Below are 17,321 nucleotides of genomic sequence, written 5' to 3' on the forward strand. Positions count from 1 at the left end.
GAGATACAATGCAAATTGACATGCAAAATGTGTACGACCACACCGGAAACATTAGCGAACAAGCAATGCCATGGCTATCCGGTCATAAACAGCACCTTGCACTATTGCCACATTTGCACTTGCTTAACCAACATTTAAGCAGCAAAAAAGCCGTATCTGTATCAGAAACCGCGCAATCGGGTCTCTATTTCTCCTTTTTAGGAACCGGAGCCATCAATACGGTAGAAGACATTAACGAAATACAAATCGCATACCAAGCGAAAACAGTAAGCGGTGAGTTTACTCTTGAAAAAGATCAACAACTCAGCCTGCTGCAAGCGCACATTAGTCCTTCGCTGCTTGCGTCCATTCTTGGCGAAACGGAACAACACATCATTCAGCATTTTATGAATATGCAAGAAAAATTGGCCAATGACAGCGGCGTAATCTCTCTGCCTTTGACCTATAAAAACCGACTGATGATCAAACCCGTTTTACAGCATCGCGGCCATTCCATTAGTCTCGCAGGGCATGTGTATTCGCTGATATTTACATTAATTGAGCAGCTGCAAATGCTCAGTCATTTATCACACTGCGAAGATTGTCAAAGTAAGCTGTTTAATGCTCAAAACTTGCTAGAAACACCCGAATTAGACACGCTAAATATAGAACATTTAGCGCATCAAGTAGGCCTCAACACGGAAGCCCTTACTATTGGATTTCACCATTTAACAGGGCAACCAATAGAACATTATTTCGTACACAGTCGCATCCATTCTGCGGCCGCCAAACTGAGACAGAACCCTAAAGAGAAAAACCATATTGTTGCTCAAAGTGGTTTTTCAGAAGATCAGTTTGAAGCCGCATTCAGAAAACATTTTGGTGTCGGCAGTCACCAATACGGACAAATTCATTAAGTAATAGGAATCAAATTAACAATGGCTCAATCATCCATCGCCCTCATTTATGGCACAGACACAAATAACACAGAAGAAGTCGGCCACAAAATTGCTAAACAATGGGAAGAATTAGGCGAACAAGTAGACATATTTAATATAAAAGACATTGAACTCGGTCAGTTAGAACACTACAGCATGCTGATATTAGGCATACCGACTTGGGACTTTGGTGGTATTCAGTCTGACTGGGAAGACATAGGTGACAGCCTAGCTGAACTGTCTTTAGAAAATACCGTCATCGCTCTGTATGGCTTAGGGGATCAATTCGGCTACGGCGATTATTTTGTTGATGCCGTTGGTTGGCTATATGAAAAACTGCTACCAACAAATGCGACATTTATTGGCCAATGGTCAACAGAAGGTTATGAATTTGAAGCGTCAAGAGCATGCGTTCATAACAAAGAATTCTTTATCGGCTTAGCCATCGATGAAGATCAACAGTTTGAACTTACTGATCAACGAGTTGAGCAGTGGGTTATCCAACTTTACGCAGAAAGAGCTGTAGAAGCCGCCTAAATTACCGCCTGACTGGCCATTGAAAAAAAGCTAACGACTCAAATTTGGTTACCCAAACATTCGCTGCCCCGAATGCCCAAATTTAGCTTTATCAATGAGGTAATTTTGCCGCTTTCTCTTAAATGCGTGAAGAACGTGACTACCTCTTCTTTCTCTCCTGCTTGGAGGTAGTCACGTATTTTTCTTTTCTTCTAGGGCCTATTCGTTATGATGTAAAAGAATTTTCACTCCGTCTTTTACATACAGTGGTCCCGTATGAACCTTCAACTCTCCGATATCGTTATTCTTCTCTGCATTATGGCTGTTGTTTACGCTTGGTGGTGCAACAGCTCAATTCGCGAACAGGCATTAACCCATGCTAAGCGACATTGTGAAAATCTTAATCTACAATTACTGGAGGACAGCGTTTCCGGTTCCGAATGGAAACCTATTTGGCATCATGGCCAACTCAGAATAAAACGAAGTTACAAATTTGAATTTAGTTCAAGTGGCATGGCTCGTTATCCAGGAAAAATCAGCTATATTGGCAGTCATAGACTAGACATTTGGTTAAGTCCTCATGACTTCTAATAAAGATCGACCATAGCAAGCGTTACACGGCGACAAACAACATAAAGAAGGCGTAAAAACACATTTATTCACATTGATACAACAAGATAAATCTATATTTTTGTGTCATTTAATTGCAAATAAGACCATAGTAGAAATAGAATTTTTAGGTAAAGTTTTGTAATACCCTGATAGACGTGATTATGCGAGAAAAAGTCAGCGTATCCTACGCTCACTAAAGGTCTATCTGCTCCATCTATAATAAAAAAGTGCAGGATATATTATGTTGGCAAATCTTAGTTTTCGTACCAAATTAGTTTCTTTACTCATAGCTGCTATTCTTGGATTCGTTGTCGTCACCGCGGTTGCCTTGCAAGGATTAAACGTTCAAGAAACAGCCTCTTCAAAGTTCGAGCGTCTTACTAAAGTAGATAAAGACCTCGCCACCTTAATCATTACATTAATGGAAGAATACGAATCATTATCTGGTGTAGATAACAATTCATACGAAAGTTATCTCGAACAACTGAACACCAGTAATGACGCTTTTATGTCAATCCTAAACCAAGACATGGAGTTACTAAAAGAACCAGAAGCTCAAGACAGCTTGTCAGGCATCATCACGTCTTTGAATAACTACAATAACGCACTAAGCCAGCTGGTTAACCAAAGACAAAAAGTCGGCTTTAACGGCTCGTCTGGTTTAAAAGGTGATATTTCAGTGCTGGGTGAAAAAGTTACCGAAGAGATTTCTTTTTTAAGCTTGGTAAAGCAAGAGTTTCTGCCTGTACGTGAAGCGGAAAAGAACTTCATTTTCGAACCTGTTGCCGCCAATAAAGCCGCCTTCATGGAGCGATATGAAAAGTTCTACAAGCGCGTAACCAATTTTGGTTTAGAAGAGCGCTTTGGCGAGATCATCAATCAATACTTCACAGCCGTTGAAAACTTCGACAAAGAAAACCAACAGCTGATTGAGCTTCAATCCAACTTCATCGCGGCAAAAGCCAACTTTAGCGACATGCGTCTCGTGGCAGTTAATTACATGCAACAAGCGGTAATAGATGCTCGCACACAGGCATCTCAAAGTTCACAGCAAGCCAGCATCAGCCTAATTATTGTGAGTATTGTTGTGGCCGTAATTGCTGCCCTTATGATGATGGGAATTGGTAGCAGTGTTAACAAAACACTTAATCAGATCATTAAAGACCTAGGCAAAGTCAAAGGCGGCGATCTGACGGCTCGCCTTCATGTTAACCACAAAAGAAACGATGAATTCGATTCGTTATGCAGCTCTGTCAATGAAATGACAAATGGACTAGGCACGGTTATTGGTGAAGTGGTTGATACTACTCAAGGCGTGAACAACATGGTCTCCGAGCTGAACACCTCTGTTGTCAATATTGCTCAAAGTAACCGCTCTGTTAGTGAACAAACCAATTCGCTGGCGGCCGCTACTGAAGAAATCTCAACCACTATTTCGAGCATTTCGAGCACAACAGAAGACCTAAGCAGCCAGTCTCAACATACGTATGAGTCCGCTAAAGTGGGCGCAGAAACCATAAAAGGCGCGCTGTCGAATCTGTCCAGCACCATAAGCGTGGTCAACAAAACCAGTCAGCAACTGAACGAATTAGGTCAATTATCTAAAGACATTGATAACGTCATTGCAATGATCAATGACTTGGCGAATCAAACCAACTTATTGGCATTAAACGCTGCGATTGAAGCCGCGCGTGCTGGCGAAGCGGGTCGAGGCTTCTCCGTTGTTGCCGACGAAGTTCGCTCTCTTGCCGAAAAAACCGTGGATGCCACAGCAAAAATCACTGACATTGTCAGTACAATTCAATCCTCTACTCAAACAGCCATCGAAACCATGCACAGTGGTCAAGAAAGTTTGCATGCGATTGAAGAGTTCAGCGAAAAAGCAGAATTGGCCATCCGAGATATCGAACAAAACGCACAAACCAGCTCCGCTTCTTCTATTGATATGGCGCGCTCTATTCAAGAAGTTGCTAAAACTGCCGTACACATGAGTGAAGAAATGGACAAAATTGCTCAGCAATTACAACGAGACAATAGCTACATCAATAGCATTGAAGGCAATACGCGTGACATCCATAGCCAAGTTAGCAACTTGGATAAGAAAACAAGCGTCTTTACGACTCGTTAAAACATACCACGACGGTAACTTTCTTTAGGGCGAGTCAAGCAAAACAAAAAAACCGGCAATGCCGGTTTTTTTATTCTCATTTTTTTTAACTTTGTGCCGTCGACAAAAAGCGCAGCCTCATTACAGGTCTGCGTACTCTTTCTCCCAACGCTTAGCTTCTTTCTTAGAAGGTCCACCAAGAACATTCACGGCGGTACGCATACGAGCACGTGAAATATCAGACCCTAAAATTGCCATGGAATCAAAAACAGAAACCGATGCCGTAGTACCGGAAATGGCAACAAACAAAGGAGCGAAGAAGTCTTTCGGCTTAATACCCAGTGTCTGTGCCAATGTTTTCATTTCGTTAAAGATTTCATCTTTTTCCCATTTGCTCAAGGCTTCTAAACGCCATAACGCAAATTGCATGGCTTTGCGTAACGTTTCTTCTTCCATTTTAATGGTAGCAAAATCTTCTTTCGTAATCGGCAACATGCCTTTAAGGAAAAAGCCAGCGACGTCCGCCACATCCGAAAACGTTTCCACTCGCGGCATTACTAGGGGAAGGATCTTCATAAGATACTCAGGATTCAACGCCCATTCCACGTATTTCTGAGCAAAAGCCTCAGGCGATAAATTCTCACGAATCCACATGCCATTCAGCCAGCTCAACTTTTCAACATCAAATACTGGGCCGCCTAAAGAAACACGTTGGATATCAAAGTGCTCAATCATGTCATCTAAGGAGAATTTTTCTCGTTCATCTGGCATAGACCAGCCCATACGACCGAGATAGTTAATAACTGCTTCAGACATGTAACCCATACGCTGGTAATACAAAATGCTCGTCGGATTCTTACGTTTTGATAGCTTTGATTTATCAGGATTACGCAACAAAGGCATATGGCACAATGTCGGCATATCCCAACCAAAATATTGATACAACAAAATATGCTTTGGTGCAGAGTTGATCCACTCTTCACCACGAATAACGTGGGTGATTTTCATCAGGTGGTCATCAACGACGTTTGCCAAATGGTAGGTTGGCATACCATCGGCTTTTAAAAGCACCTGCATATCGACTTGAGCCCAATCGATTTCGATGGTGCCTCGAAGCATATCCTGAACAACACACACACCTTTTTCAGGAATTTTCATGCGAATTACATAAGGTACACCCGCATCAAGCTTCGCCTGAATTTCTTCTTGGGTTAACTTAAGTGCGCGACCGTCGTACTTCTGCGGCAAACCTTGTTCTTTTTGCTCAATGCGCATTTGATCCAACTCTTCGGTTGTTTCAAACGCATAAAAAGCGTGGCCTTTATCAATCAGCTCTTGTGCGTATTGACCGTAAATATCACCCCTTTCACTTTGACGGTAAGGGCCATATTCACCACCCACATCAGGGCCTTCTGCCCAATCTAGGCCTAACCAACGCAAGGCATCTAAAATCATTTTTTCAGATTCTGGAGTGCTGCGAGTTTGATCCGTATCTTCGATACGTAAAATAAATTTCCCGCCCATTTTACGAGCAAATGCCATATTGAATAGCGCAATATAAGCCGTGCCTACATGCGGGTCACCCGTTGGTGACGGCGCAATACGTGTTCTTACCTCTGACATAACAATCTCATTTATCCGTTGCCTGAAATACCGCTATTATAAGCCTCTGAACGCCTATGGGTAAGAGGCTCACACGATCTTTTCTAAGGAGAAGTTTGATATTCCCTCAACTTTACTTCACCTTATCCCCAACGCACTAAAAACAAGCAGTGCAATTTATCCATGCAATCCAAAAGCGCACAATAAAAAGCCCCCGTCAAAATCGCCAGCGGTTTACCAGCGTTAGTTCGTCGCATAACGAATATAAGAGCACTCAACTGCCTAATGGCTCATTTATTGCTCTTTAGAGTAATGCCTTAGCTTTTTAATGATTATCAGCAATAAGGATCTATCTATTATGCTACTAACTCCAGGAAGAATATTAATTGCCGCTCTTCCCTATTATGCTCGCTTACTTCTGGCGACATTATTGGGAAGCATCACGTTATTGGCTCTTTTTGTTCCAGACTTTTTTACACAACCAACAGTCCCAATTGCATTATGCACTTGCCTCTTGGTGTATTTTTTCATGTCGAACAGTGAACTCACAAAGCGACGTATAAACGAGCTTACCCAACAGATAAACAGTACAGAAGAGGCATCCGTTGTAACACTTTCCTACCACGACACTGAGTTTAATAAACTGGCCCATCACATTAATACGTTACTCAGAACGCTTAATCGCAAAGAGCATTTACTCCAAAGTTGCTCCCAAGAAACCCGATACACCGCCACCGAATTACAGAACTCGTCGAATGCCGTTGCTGTCGGCGCCCAAGAAGAATATTTGGCTCTCGACGCACTGCTCTTAACCAGCAAAGAAATGAGCATGACCATTGAAGAAATACTAGCAAGAACCAACACCACATCAGAGATGGCCAGCGTAACAAGACAGCAATCTGAATTGGGTCAAAGCACATTGGAAGAACTTAAAAACCACATAACCACTATGGAATCAACTGTCAGTGACAACCAAACCCAGATGACGCTGCTTATCAAAGCCACTCAAAACATCAGTAGCTTTGTTACCACGATAGAACAAATTACCTCGCAAATTAATTTATTAGCACTAAACGCTTCAATAGAATCAGCACGGGCAGGTGAAGCTGGCAGAGGATTCGCCGTCGTCGCAAATGAGGTACGGTTGCTGGCAGAACACACTGAAAATGCCGCCCAAGATATCGGTAGACTGGTCACCTCAATCAATGCGCAAGTAACAACCTCTGAGAAAACCAGCTTACAACTAATCGACTATGCGACTACAGCGGCAAACAGCTCAGATAAAGTATCAGCCACACTCACCGCCATCCACAAAGCAGCTCAATCCACGCAACAAGAAATACAACACTCAACGGCGTTAATTGCCGAATTTGGACTGGCTAACACCAAAATGTGCGATCGACTGCAAGACATCACCAGTGTCAGCGAACAACATAGCCAAGCAAGTAAAGACACTAAAAATATGGTCAAGTACATGAAGTGGTTGTCGTCGAGATTAGAGCAAAAGGAAATTGAAGCATGATATCAATCAGCATTTTTATCGGAACCTGTTTGGGGATAATCACACTGGCCTTAGCTCGGCAGATTTGGTCTAGAAAAGCCGCCAAAGCCCGCTCACTTAGCGGCGTAACCGGCATTAGAGTATTTATCGATTTGATCAAACTGACTCAACAACATAGAGGCGTTCACTCTGGTTTTTTGAATGGAAAACAGGATTTCCAAGAAAAGCTCAATGCATTGGAAAAAGACATCAATAAGCATTATTCAGACTTAATACTGTTCGAGAAACGCCACTCCTACCCTAGCTCACTGAGCGTAAGCTACCCTTTTAAACAGTGGCAGCGCATTATCAACCATACTTCCATTCAAAGCGCAGAAAGTTTTCGCTTTCACTCCGGACTGATCGCTCGTCAATTGGACGCCGTATGGGACATGTCTGATGAGTTTTCGTTAACGTCTAATCAACATGAAAACATACGACATCGCGCTGAACAGTTAGTAAAAACATTACCAGAGCTTGCCGAAGCCCTTGGACAAATTCGAGCCTTGTCCGTCCAAGTTGCCGCAAAAAATGACATCAGTTCGGATAAAAAATTGCAGTTGCTCTTTACGCTTGGAAAAATCGAAGACTATCAAACAAAGTTAACCACACCACTGCCACCAGCCAGTAATCAACAGCTAACCCAGTTTGTAAGCGAAATAAAAGAAAGCGTTCAAAACCAACACCTCAGCACCCAAGATCCAGACCTACTTTTTAATAATGCCACACAGGTTATTGATGAAATCTATACGGTCATTTACGCTGGGTTTGAATCACTAAAAACCACCATATCGGAGGACAAATCTCTATTTTAATCCATCGATTCAGAGTGTTAAACATAACGTAATTGCGAAAGCCGTACACCAATATCAACGTCTGTTTTTAATGCGACCAAAGAGCGAGACAATAAACATTGGTCATATCCGCCCGCCAGCATTTTCTGAATACGCTCAGGGAACGACGCTAAATTGGCGTAAATGTCTTCAATGGTGGAAAAATCACGGATAATCGTCAGCGCTGTTTTTGGACCAATCCCTTTAACGCCAGGAATGCGGTTGGTGGTATCTCCAACCAACGCCCAATACTCCATTAATTGATGAGGTTCCACCCCATATTTTCCCGGCACCCACACTTTGTCATAACCCAATTTGGCAAAATAATCGTACTGTAAAATATGGTCGTTACCCAATAACTGAGTGAAGCCTTTGTCGGTCGATATTATGTAGGATTTGACATTACTATTCGCCGCCTTCACTGCCAGCGTCGCAATTAAGTCATCGGCTTCCCAGCCCTCTATTCTTAAACATGGCAAACGATTAAATCGAAAAACACGAGCAAAATCAGGCAACGACTCAAGCAATTTATCGTCCATTGGAACCCGACCAAGTTTGTATTCTGGGTAGACGTTGTGGCGCCACGTTTTGCCATTGGAATCAAAAACAATCACCGCGTAATCGGGATCAAACTGATGCGTGAGTTTGGCAAGCGCCTCTATTGCAATACTTTGCGTGCGCTCGACGCGACGTTCCAAATCTTGCTCTGATTCCAGTGCAGCATAAAGCCGTCGAATCAAGTTCAGTCCGTCAATAATCAGTAATTTTTTATCCACTCCAAACCCTTATTTTTACTACTTTGCTTTAAAAATACGACAAATTGTTAGAGTACCATGTGTACACGCGCATCACGATAATTAGAATGATGATCTATCATTAAGCCAAAAGGACACCGCTATGACGAAACCAACGGCCTACCTCTGTTTCAGTCTTGTTTTGGGAGCCGCTTCTCCTGTAACGCTTGCCACGCCAATCAGCGCTGTGATCGGTTTAAGTGACAGTCAAATAGTAGAAGCAAGCCCAGCCCAGAGCCTGACACCCATTTCCGGCACATGGCAACCACTGACGAAAAACTTCATGCCTATTACGCACACACAAAGTGGTTCAGTCGGTAATTGGTTAGAAGAAGTCGGACTAAAGATTAGACTTGAACACAAACAAAGGGATTTAAGTTTTACCGGCACTTTAACGAAAGTAGATCAAAACAGCCGCACGGTTTGGCTGTCCATTAATGATCGCCCTACTCAGTTTCCTTTAGACGATTTTTACCTAATCCCGTTAGAAAAAAACACACCAAAAAACGAACACAATACAATTCCTTATCAGGTCAGCTATAAGACAAACCAATTAACTTGGTCACCACAACAAAGCCTGATATTCGAAAATGGTCAGGTTACATTGTCTCAGCAAGCCTTAATCAGCAACAACGCCAACACACAAATCGACATTCAAAACGGCTTACTTCACTACTCAAGACGCGCTACGCCCATGCTGTTCAAAGCCGAACGCAGCAGTCTTGCCATGAGTGATGCTAAACCAGACATCCACTACCAAGACAATGAAATAACCTACCCATTAGAAGACAACACGATTTCTATTCCGGCCTATTCCACAACATTGATTGCGCTACCAAGCCACCAAAGCAAAATTGAACAGCAAACTCAAAAAGCCAGTTTGCATACCTATAGCAATACCTCAGGGGAAATCGATCTACGCTTCTACAACAATGTCCGGTTTTCATTACCAAGTGATGGTTTTCCTGGTGAGTACAACACCTTTTGGAAAAAAGGAGACCTACTTATTCCAAGTAACTCTGTCGTACTTAATAACGTTCGAGCCAAGTCACCTTTAACCATTGCAACCAATAAAAGCCATGACATTACAGGGTATTTAACGCTGGTCAGTGCATCGTCTGAAAAATTACCTAATACTCAGGTATGGAAAGCCATCATTGAAAACCACTCTGATCAGACGCACGCGTATTCTATTGAGCACAGCATGAATGGTATTGTGGAATTATTAGAAGGCGAGCAAGTAACACAACCAAATGCAAAAAGCCTATTAATAGAAGGAAAGGTCAAAGCTGGCTCTATAAACACAGTGACCTATAAAGTGACGCTGAAAAATTAAAGAACCCAAAAAGAGAAATGAGGCAAAAATCTCATTCCTCTTGCATTAACTTTCCACAATAAAGGCCTATTTAAAATATTTCGTTATGATATGGTCAATAGTCATAATAGATATAGCAAGAATGGCACTGCCGCAAGCTAAAAACTTGAGGTACTATTATAACTATATTTCATACTACGAGCCCACAGAGATCTATGAAAAAGCATATTATACCATCACTTATCGCTGCAGCCGTCCTAAGTAGTACGACTGCCCATTCAGAAAGTATCTACGAAGTCTACAAATTGGCCAAGCAGCACGACCCAGGCTTAAGAGCGGCGGCGGCAACTTACCAAGCGCAAAAAGAAGGCGTAACCGTTACCAAAGGTAATCTGTACCCAAGTATTAGCTTTAGCGGTAGCCTAGGTTACAGTGACATCGATGCACCTTCTGCTGACTATGACAACATGTCGAACTCATTGGCCTTGTCACTAGATTATCCTATTTATTCTCCTGCGCTTAATTACGCCGTTGATGCGGTTGAAATCAGCTCTGAAAGTGCGGGTATTAGCTTCAACAACGAAGAAGAAGACTTAGCGTTAACCACATTGACCGAATACTTCAATTTGTTGATTGCTCAGTCCACATTGCAAACAACTGAAGCCCTAGTAAAAAGCACAGAAAGCCAGCTTGACCGTGCTAAAAAGCAATATGAAGTGGGCCTAGCGTCCATCACTGACTTACAAGATGCTCAAGCAGAATATGACTCTGTTCGAGTCACTGCATTGAGTGCCCGCTCAAGCGTATCCTATGCCCAAAAAGCGCTTTTCCAACGAACAGGACAAGAAATAAAAAGCATTCCGCAGTTAGCGAAAGACTACCCAATTCGTCTGGATTCCAATGTTACGGTTGATTCTTTGATCGCTAAAGCGCACCGCGACAACAAAGAGTTGCGTATATTGGATCTGTCTGTGAAAAGCGCAGAAAATAATATCAGCATTCAAAAATCCAGCGGACGCTCTCCAACCGTCTCAATCACAGGGTCTTTATCACGAGCGGACAACAACTACAGCGGCAATACCTCCAATACGGATGGCGTAACCAATACGTCTTCTATCGCTTTAGGCGTAAGCATTCCGTTATACAGCGGTGGCGCTATTAATGCGTCTGTTCGCCAAGCGGTTTCTCAAGCTGAGTCAGCTACCGAGACACGAGCAAGCTCATTACAAACCATTGAACTTAGCATTCGTAGTTTGTACCTTGACCTTCAAACGGCCGTAGCGCAAATTGAAGCTCAGCAACAGCTTATCCGCTCTCGCACCAGTGCATTAGAGGCAACAAAAGCTGGATACGATGTTGGCACTCGTAACCTAGTTGAATTACTGGACGCCCAATCTAATCTGTATGATGCGCAAAACACCTATGAGCAATATCGATACAACTTTGTGTTGAAAAAACTCAATCTATTAGAAGTCACAGGCGATCTAACAGAAGACAAGATCAAAGAGCTAGATAAATGGTTAGTTGCTAAAAAATAATCAATAGCCATTAATAAAGACCATAAAAAACCCGTAAAAACACTGTTTTTACGGGTTTTTTGCTTTTACTGACACAAACACATTTAACGAGTAATCAACTTATCTCGCTTAGTAAAGCGCGCCAATACCTTATATAAACCATACGCATCACGACTACCCGCCAATTCACGGATTGAATGCATCCCAAACGTCGGCAAACCAATATCAATGGTAGGCACGCCAATTTCACCTGAGGTGATCGGCCCAATGGTGCTGCCACACGCCATATCACTGCGCACAACAAAGCATTGCACCTCATAGTTTTCTTCGGCCGCAATATCGCGATACACACTTGCCGTCTCACTGTTCGTGGCATATCGCTGATTCGCGTTCACCTTAATAACCGCCCCTTTATTAATTGCAGGTGCATGATTCTTATCGTGTTTATGAGCATAATTTGGATGTAATGCATGGGCATTATCTGCTGAAACCAACATAGAACGCTGCATGGCCTGCACATATTGCTCTGGATTAGGAGTTAAACGGCGCAACACATCGTCTAAAAATGGACCATTTGCACCACACGCAGACAGACTGCCGATTTCTTCATGATCCGTACAAACAAGCAAACTGGGTCGTTGCTGATCTGACTCCAGTAACGCCTGCAGACCAACAAAGCAACTCAACAAATTATCCAATCGAGCTGAGCAAATATACTCTTTGTGCAAACCAACCAAAGCCGCCGGTTGCGTGTCGTACAAGCTTAATTCGAAGTCCAAAATGCTGTCGACTTGCAATTCGCTGTACTGTTTTTTAAGTTGCGACGTTAATAATTCGTGAAGATCAAACTCATTTTCCGCTCCGCACAAAATAGGTAAAATTTCTTCTTGCGGATTCACCGAAAAGCCTTCATTAGCCTGACGGTTTAAGTGAATCGCCAAATTAGGAACCACAGCGATTGGCTCTTTAAAGTCCACCAAACGACTTACTATGTCACCCGCTTTTGTTTTCAGAGTGATTCGCCCAGCAATCGATAGGTCACGATCTAACCATGTGTGTAGCAATACACCGCCATACACCTCGACACCCAATTGGTGGTAACCAAAACGATCTACTTGCGCATTGGGTTTTAGCTTTAAACAAGGGCTATCTGTATGAGCCCCAATCATCCGCCAACCACTCTGACTCATGGTCAACTGTGGCGTTGTAAACGCAATTAAGGAAGATTCATTGCGCGTAACAAAATACTTACCGCCTTCCTCGATTACCCAAGTATCTTCTTCTAGTAGTTCAACAAAACCGTGAGAAAGTAAAGCGCTGCGCATACTAGCCGTGGCGTGAAACGGGGTGGGAGACGACTGCAAGAATGACAGCAACGTGTCATTAAAATTTGAAAAATCCATAATATCCTATCAGCACAATGCTTTAAAAAAGTGACTTTTTAACACTTTGGCTAGCCTTACAGCCCAGTGTCTAATATGATTTTACCAATGATGTATTAAATAGACCGAGAGAGCCCATTCCGGATGAACTATAAACGCCTTTTGCTTTGCCTTTTAACCGGCTACACCTTTGCTTCTACCTCTGTGTCTGCTTATCAGGAGCTTCAGCCTCCTCATGAATATGACAAGGTATCCAAAGAGCTTGTCGAAATGCTTGAAGGCATCCATTATAACAGACCTCATATTGATGATACCATTTCAGAAAAAGCCTTTGACAATTACATCAACGCGCTTGATCCAAGCAAAAGCTTCTTTCTAAAAAGCGACATAGACAGATTATCACAATACAGAAATAGCTTTGACGACGCCCTAAGAAATGGCGATGCCCAAGTCGCCTACACTATTTACAACCTGTATCTAGAGCGCCTGGAAAAACGCCTGCTTAACTTACAAAACCAGTTACCAGAAATGGTCAAAGGCTTTGACTACACCATCGACGAAACCCTTAATGCGAATCCCGAAAAACAACAATGGGCGAAAACAGAGGCCGAACTTGATGACTACTGGCGCAAACGCCTTAAAAATCGTGCACTCACCCTTAAACTGAATGACGAAAGTGAAGAAAAAATCATCTCTGCACTTGAACGTCGCTATAAAAACCAACTAAAACAGGTTGACCAAACCAACGCTGTCGACGTGTATCAGACGTTTGCAAACTCTATTACTGCCGCGTTAGATCCACATACCAGTTATTTCGCACCACGCGCATCAGAAACGTTTAACATCAACATGAGCCTTTCTTTAGAAGGTATTGGCGCCGTACTGCAAATGGAAGACGATTACACCAAAGTGGTACGTTTGGTTCCTGGTGGTCCAGCGGCGACGCAAAGCGATCTATCTCCTAACGACAGAATCATTGCCGTTGGTCAAGAAGGCAAGCCAATGGTTGATGTGGTCGGAATGCGCCTTGATGATGTGGTCGATATGATTCGAGGTGAACGAGACACAACCGTCACACTTGAAATCACCCCAAGCAAGGGCGATACCCAAACCAGTAAAAAAATCAGCATCGTGCGCAAAAAAGTAAAATTAGAAGACCAATCTGCGAAAAAAGAAATCGTGGAGGTCGAACGAGATGGCGAAAAGTACAAAGTGGGCGTCATTACCCTACCAACGTTTTACTCTGACTTTGCAGCCATTCAAGCCGGTGACAAAAATTACAAAAGTTCTACCAGAGACACCAAACAGCTGATAGAAGAACTGCGCAAAGAAGACATTTCAGCCTTAATTCTAGACTTACGCAATAACGGTGGCGGCTCATTGCAAGAAGCCAACGCATTAGCAGGACTGTTCATTCCATCAGGACCAACAGTACAAATCCGTGATCAAAGTGGACGCGTTACCCCATTAGGGGATTCCGACACCGCCATTACGTACAGTGGCCCCATGGCTGTTTTGGTCAATCGCATGAGTGCGTCAGCCTCTGAAATCGTAGCAGGGGCACTTCAAGACTATGGTCGCGCATTGATATTGGGCGATCAGACGTTTGGTAAAGGCACCGTCCAAGTATTACAGGACATGGACAAAGGACAACTGAAAGTCACACAAGCAAAATTCTATCGAGTGTCTGGCGAAAGCACTCAACACAAAGGCGTCATGCCTGACATCGCTTTTCCGTCTTTGATTGACAAAGAAACCATTGGCGAAAGCGCTTTGGACAATCCGCTTGCGTGGGATAAAATCCATGAAACCCGTTACCCAGTGTATTGGAATATGCCAGCCTACTTACCTATTCTAGAGCCGCGTCACGAAGCCAGAATGGCAAAAGACCCCAACTTCATTGCCATTAACGAGCAAATAGAAGAGTTTAAAGACCAAGTAGAAACCTACAAAACCATATCTTTGAAAGAAAGCACAAGAGTACAACAGCGCGAAGACAGTAAAAAGCGAGAGCTTGAGCGTGAAAATACCCGCCGTAAAGCCCTCGATTTAGAGCTACTAACGTCCGTTGACGATATCGAACCGGTTGAAGAAGATACCTACGCCAAAGAAGCGTCAGAAATTCTTTTAGACTTCATTGCAACCAATCAAATGGCGCAAGAACAAGCCGAAAAGAAAACCGCACAAAACTAAAAAACGTCAAGGGCAAGTCGCATCACTGGGTGCGACTTGCCCTTTTTTTCACAACAACACAAACGTAACTAAGACCATGGCAAAAGCGTCATCCGACCGCAATACAATCGATCTATTTGGAAAATCCCCAGGCCGCCCCAGAACGCAGCCACTAACACGAAAAGATCAACTAAAAATAAACAAACGCGCACAACGAGAGAAAGAAAAGGCCAAAGGTTTAAAACGACTGGAGCTGCTGATTGAACAAAACACACTCGATAAGCTGGATTTATTGTGTGAACAAAGCGGCTTAAAACGTGCTGAATGGTTAACCTTGCAAATTCATAAAACCATCACCAAAAGTAAAACCGCAAAAAGCAAAAAAGCCGTAACAACACCACTCAATCATGTGGACACAATATCACCATGAAAAAGAACCACACATTATGGTGATTTGCTATACTAGCCAGCCATTTCAAACAGCAAGCTAGCAAACAGACTCAATATGGCCAAACTGTACTTTTATTACTCCGCAATGAACGCAGGAAAATCAACCGTTCTGCTGCAATCCGCTCACAATTACCAAGAGCGGGGCATGCGAGTGCTACTCCTTACAGCATCGATAGACGACCGCTATGAAACCGGACAAATCGCCTCTCGAATTGGCATATCCGCTGAAGCGAGCGTGTTTGATAACAGTACTGACCTATTGGCTCTAATCAAAAATGACGCCGACGCAAAAAAATTAAGCTGCATCCTAATCGATGAAGCCCAATTTTTGACCAAAGAGCAGGTGTACGACCTATCAGAAATTGTTGATAAACTGCGCATCCCTGTTCTTGCATTTGGTATTCGCACCGACTTTCAAGGCGAATTGTTCGAAGGCAGTCAAGCGCTGCTCGCCTGGGCAGACAAACTGATCGAGCTAAAAACCGTGTGTCATTGTGGCAGTAAAGCCACCATGGTCATCCGACTTAATGCCAAAGGAATTCCCGTTAAAGAAGGCGCGCAAGTAGAAATCGGCGGCAATGACCGCTACTTGTCCGTTTGTCGAAAACACTTTAAAGAAGCCGTGAGAGAGTAAATATGTGGTTCAAGAACGCCCAAATATTCCAGTTAAAAGACACAGAATCACTAGACACGAATGAATTGATCGACAAAATCCCTGAATTTCCGCTCAAAGAATGCGGTTCTCAGGAAGAGTTCTCTTTCGGCTGGTTACCACTTATCCGCAACAGTGAACAATGGAGCCTTGCCAGTGATCGCTGCCTACTGTTCCGTGCTGGCAAAGAAGAGAAAGTACTGCCTTCTGCTGTTGTCCGCGAAGAACTTGAAGCCAAAGTCGCTGAAATTGAGCTGATCGAAGGCCGCAAAGTGGGCCGTAAAGAAAAGTCAGACATGAAAGACGAGCTTGTGTTTACACTGCGTCCAAAAGCCTTTTCCAAGCGCACAGACATTTGGGCCTACATTGATTTACAAGCAAAAATCTTGGTTCTCAACAGCACCAATGCCAGCATGACAGAATTGCTGTTTAAACACCTACAAACCACATTGGGCAGCTTCCCAATGACACCATTACAGGCACAGGTCGCCCCTTCTTCTTTGATGACAGATTGGCTAGTGAAAAACGACGTTCCCGCCAGCCTAGAAACCGGCGACGAATGCGAAATCCAAGACGGTTCAGAAGACAAAGCAACCATTCGATTTAAATCCCTAGAGCCTTTGTCAGAAGACGTTACACGCCACCTGCAACAAGGCATGGCTGTGAAAAACCTTGGCTTACGCTGGACAGACAAGTTGAGTTTTGTACTTCATGACGATCTAACTCTACGCAAAATAAAATTTGATGATGCACTAAAAGAAGCGGCTTTTAACGATTCTCAAGGCGGTGGTTTGTCTGATATGGACGCGAATTTCTCGCTCATGTCTCTTACAATGAGAGAGTTTTTCGCTTCATATTGCCTGTGGTTCGAGATTAATTAGCCCAAGACCTTCCTAAGCTTTTCCACAGTTT

General features: G+C 43.2%; 15 protein-coding genes. 12 read left to right on the forward strand and 3 right to left on the reverse strand.

The window, feature by feature from the left end; translation table 11 throughout:
* Window positions 1-8: 8 nt before the first annotated feature.
* The 4 genes from AABA11_RS10520 to AABA11_RS10535 all read left to right on the forward strand — a co-directional run bounded on the left by AABA11_RS10520 (window position 9) and on the right by AABA11_RS10535 (window position 4,173).
* The gene (locus tag AABA11_RS10520) at window positions 9-896 is read left to right on the forward strand and encodes a helix-turn-helix domain-containing protein (protein WP_338267698.1); all 888 of its coding nucleotides are present in this window, start codon (window positions 9-11) and stop codon (window positions 894-896) included.
* Window positions 897-917: 21 nt separating this feature from the next.
* Entirely contained in the window at window positions 918-1,454 is a 537-nt protein-coding gene (locus AABA11_RS10525; protein ID WP_265730038.1) for a flavodoxin, read from the forward strand.
* Window positions 1,455-1,709: 255 nt separating this feature from the next.
* Window positions 1,710-2,024, forward strand: a complete 315-nt coding sequence (locus AABA11_RS10530) for a DUF3301 domain-containing protein (RefSeq protein WP_265730039.1) — start codon at window positions 1,710-1,712, stop codon at window positions 2,022-2,024.
* 262 nt (window positions 2,025-2,286) lie between these two features.
* Entirely contained in the window at window positions 2,287-4,173 is a 1,887-nt protein-coding gene (locus AABA11_RS10535; RefSeq protein WP_338267700.1) for a methyl-accepting chemotaxis protein, read from the forward strand.
* A 120-nt stretch (window positions 4,174-4,293) separates the two neighbouring features.
* Here the strand turns inward: AABA11_RS10535 and gltX are convergent, their stop codons facing one another.
* Window positions 4,294-5,775, reverse strand: a complete 1,482-nt coding sequence (gltX, locus tag AABA11_RS10540; RefSeq protein ID WP_338267701.1) for a glutamate--tRNA ligase — start codon at window positions 5,773-5,775, stop codon at window positions 4,294-4,296.
* 337 nt (window positions 5,776-6,112) lie between these two features.
* Between gltX and AABA11_RS10545 the strand changes: the two genes are divergently transcribed.
* Together AABA11_RS10545 and AABA11_RS10550 are read left to right on the forward strand one after the other, a co-directional pair.
* A complete protein-coding gene (locus AABA11_RS10545) occupies window positions 6,113-7,276 on the forward strand; it encodes a methyl-accepting chemotaxis protein (protein WP_338267704.1) in 1,164 nt (387 codons plus the stop codon).
* Complete coding sequence (locus AABA11_RS10550; RefSeq protein ID WP_338267707.1) at window positions 7,273-8,109, forward strand: nitrate- and nitrite sensing domain-containing protein; 837 nt, start codon at window positions 7,273-7,275, stop codon at window positions 8,107-8,109. The genes AABA11_RS10545 and AABA11_RS10550 overlap by 4 nt, the downstream gene beginning before the upstream one ends.
* 17 nt (window positions 8,110-8,126) lie before the next feature.
* On the opposite strand, the gene xni is transcribed toward AABA11_RS10550, so the two are convergent.
* Window positions 8,127-8,903, reverse strand: coding sequence for a flap endonuclease Xni (gene xni / locus AABA11_RS10555; protein ID WP_338267709.1), 777 nt, complete (start codon window positions 8,901-8,903; stop codon window positions 8,127-8,129).
* Between the two features lie 121 nt (window positions 8,904-9,024).
* Between xni and AABA11_RS10560 the strand changes: the two genes are divergently transcribed.
* A complete protein-coding gene (locus AABA11_RS10560; protein ID WP_338267712.1) occupies window positions 9,025-10,257 on the forward strand; it encodes a hypothetical protein in 1,233 nt (410 codons plus the stop codon).
* A gap of 194 nt (window positions 10,258-10,451) precedes the next feature.
* The gene (locus AABA11_RS10565) at window positions 10,452-11,774 is read left to right on the forward strand and encodes a TolC family outer membrane protein (protein ID WP_338267715.1); all 1,323 of its coding nucleotides are present in this window, start codon (window positions 10,452-10,454) and stop codon (window positions 11,772-11,774) included.
* An 83-nt stretch (window positions 11,775-11,857) separates the two neighbouring features.
* Here the strand turns inward: AABA11_RS10565 and AABA11_RS10570 are convergent, their stop codons facing one another.
* Window positions 11,858-13,156, reverse strand: a complete 1,299-nt coding sequence (locus AABA11_RS10570) for a M18 family aminopeptidase (protein WP_338267717.1) — start codon at window positions 13,154-13,156, stop codon at window positions 11,858-11,860.
* 123 nt (window positions 13,157-13,279) lie between these two features.
* Between AABA11_RS10570 and AABA11_RS10575 the strand changes: the two genes are divergently transcribed.
* The 4 genes from AABA11_RS10575 to AABA11_RS10590 all read left to right on the forward strand — a co-directional run bounded on the left by AABA11_RS10575 (window position 13,280) and on the right by AABA11_RS10590 (window position 17,290).
* Entirely contained in the window at window positions 13,280-15,328 is a 2,049-nt protein-coding gene (locus AABA11_RS10575) for a carboxy terminal-processing peptidase (protein WP_338267720.1), read from the forward strand.
* Window positions 15,329-15,404: 76 nt separating this feature from the next.
* Window positions 15,405-15,737 (forward strand): LexA regulated protein, encoded by a 333-nt coding sequence (ybfE, locus tag AABA11_RS10580; RefSeq protein ID WP_338267722.1) that lies wholly within the window; start codon window positions 15,405-15,407, stop codon window positions 15,735-15,737.
* Window positions 15,738-15,812: 75 nt separating this feature from the next.
* Window positions 15,813-16,391: a thymidine kinase gene (locus tag AABA11_RS10585; RefSeq protein ID WP_265730049.1), complete on the forward strand. Its 579-nt coding sequence runs from the start codon at window positions 15,813-15,815 to the stop codon at window positions 16,389-16,391.
* A 2-nt stretch (window positions 16,392-16,393) separates the two neighbouring features.
* Window positions 16,394-17,290, forward strand: coding sequence for a recombination-associated protein RdgC (locus tag AABA11_RS10590; RefSeq protein ID WP_265730050.1), 897 nt, complete (start codon window positions 16,394-16,396; stop codon window positions 17,288-17,290).
* Window positions 17,291-17,321: the final 31 nt, after the last annotated feature.

Source organism: Marinomonas pontica (assembly GCF_036322735.1).
In the GTDB taxonomy this organism is placed as follows: domain Bacteria; phylum Pseudomonadota; class Gammaproteobacteria; order Pseudomonadales; family Marinomonadaceae; genus Marinomonas; species Marinomonas pontica.

Coding starts and splice junctions, on each gene's coding strand:
- AABA11_RS10520 (WP_338267698.1), top strand. CDS start 9: ATGCAAATTGACATGCAAAATGTGTACGACCACACCGGAAACATTAGC.
- AABA11_RS10525 (WP_265730038.1), top strand. CDS start 918: ATGGCTCAATCATCCATCGCCCTCATTTATGGCACAGACACAAATAAC.
- AABA11_RS10530 (WP_265730039.1), top strand. CDS start 1,710: ATGAACCTTCAACTCTCCGATATCGTTATTCTTCTCTGCATTATGGCT.
- AABA11_RS10535 (WP_338267700.1), top strand. CDS start 2,287: ATGTTGGCAAATCTTAGTTTTCGTACCAAATTAGTTTCTTTACTCATA.
- gltX (WP_338267701.1), bottom strand. CDS start 5,775: ATGTCAGAGGTAAGAACACGTATTGCGCCGTCACCAACGGGTGACCCG.
- AABA11_RS10545 (WP_338267704.1), top strand. CDS start 6,113: ATGCTACTAACTCCAGGAAGAATATTAATTGCCGCTCTTCCCTATTAT.
- AABA11_RS10550 (WP_338267707.1), top strand. CDS start 7,273: ATGATATCAATCAGCATTTTTATCGGAACCTGTTTGGGGATAATCACA.
- AABA11_RS10560 (WP_338267712.1), top strand. CDS start 9,025: ATGACGAAACCAACGGCCTACCTCTGTTTCAGTCTTGTTTTGGGAGCC.
- AABA11_RS10565 (WP_338267715.1), top strand. CDS start 10,452: ATGAAAAAGCATATTATACCATCACTTATCGCTGCAGCCGTCCTAAGT.
- AABA11_RS10570 (WP_338267717.1), bottom strand. CDS start 13,156: ATGGATTTTTCAAATTTTAATGACACGTTGCTGTCATTCTTGCAGTCG.
- AABA11_RS10575 (WP_338267720.1), top strand. CDS start 13,280: ATGAACTATAAACGCCTTTTGCTTTGCCTTTTAACCGGCTACACCTTT.
- ybfE (WP_338267722.1), top strand. CDS start 15,405: ATGGCAAAAGCGTCATCCGACCGCAATACAATCGATCTATTTGGAAAA.
- AABA11_RS10585 (WP_265730049.1), top strand. CDS start 15,813: ATGGCCAAACTGTACTTTTATTACTCCGCAATGAACGCAGGAAAATCA.
- AABA11_RS10590 (WP_265730050.1), top strand. CDS start 16,394: ATGTGGTTCAAGAACGCCCAAATATTCCAGTTAAAAGACACAGAATCA.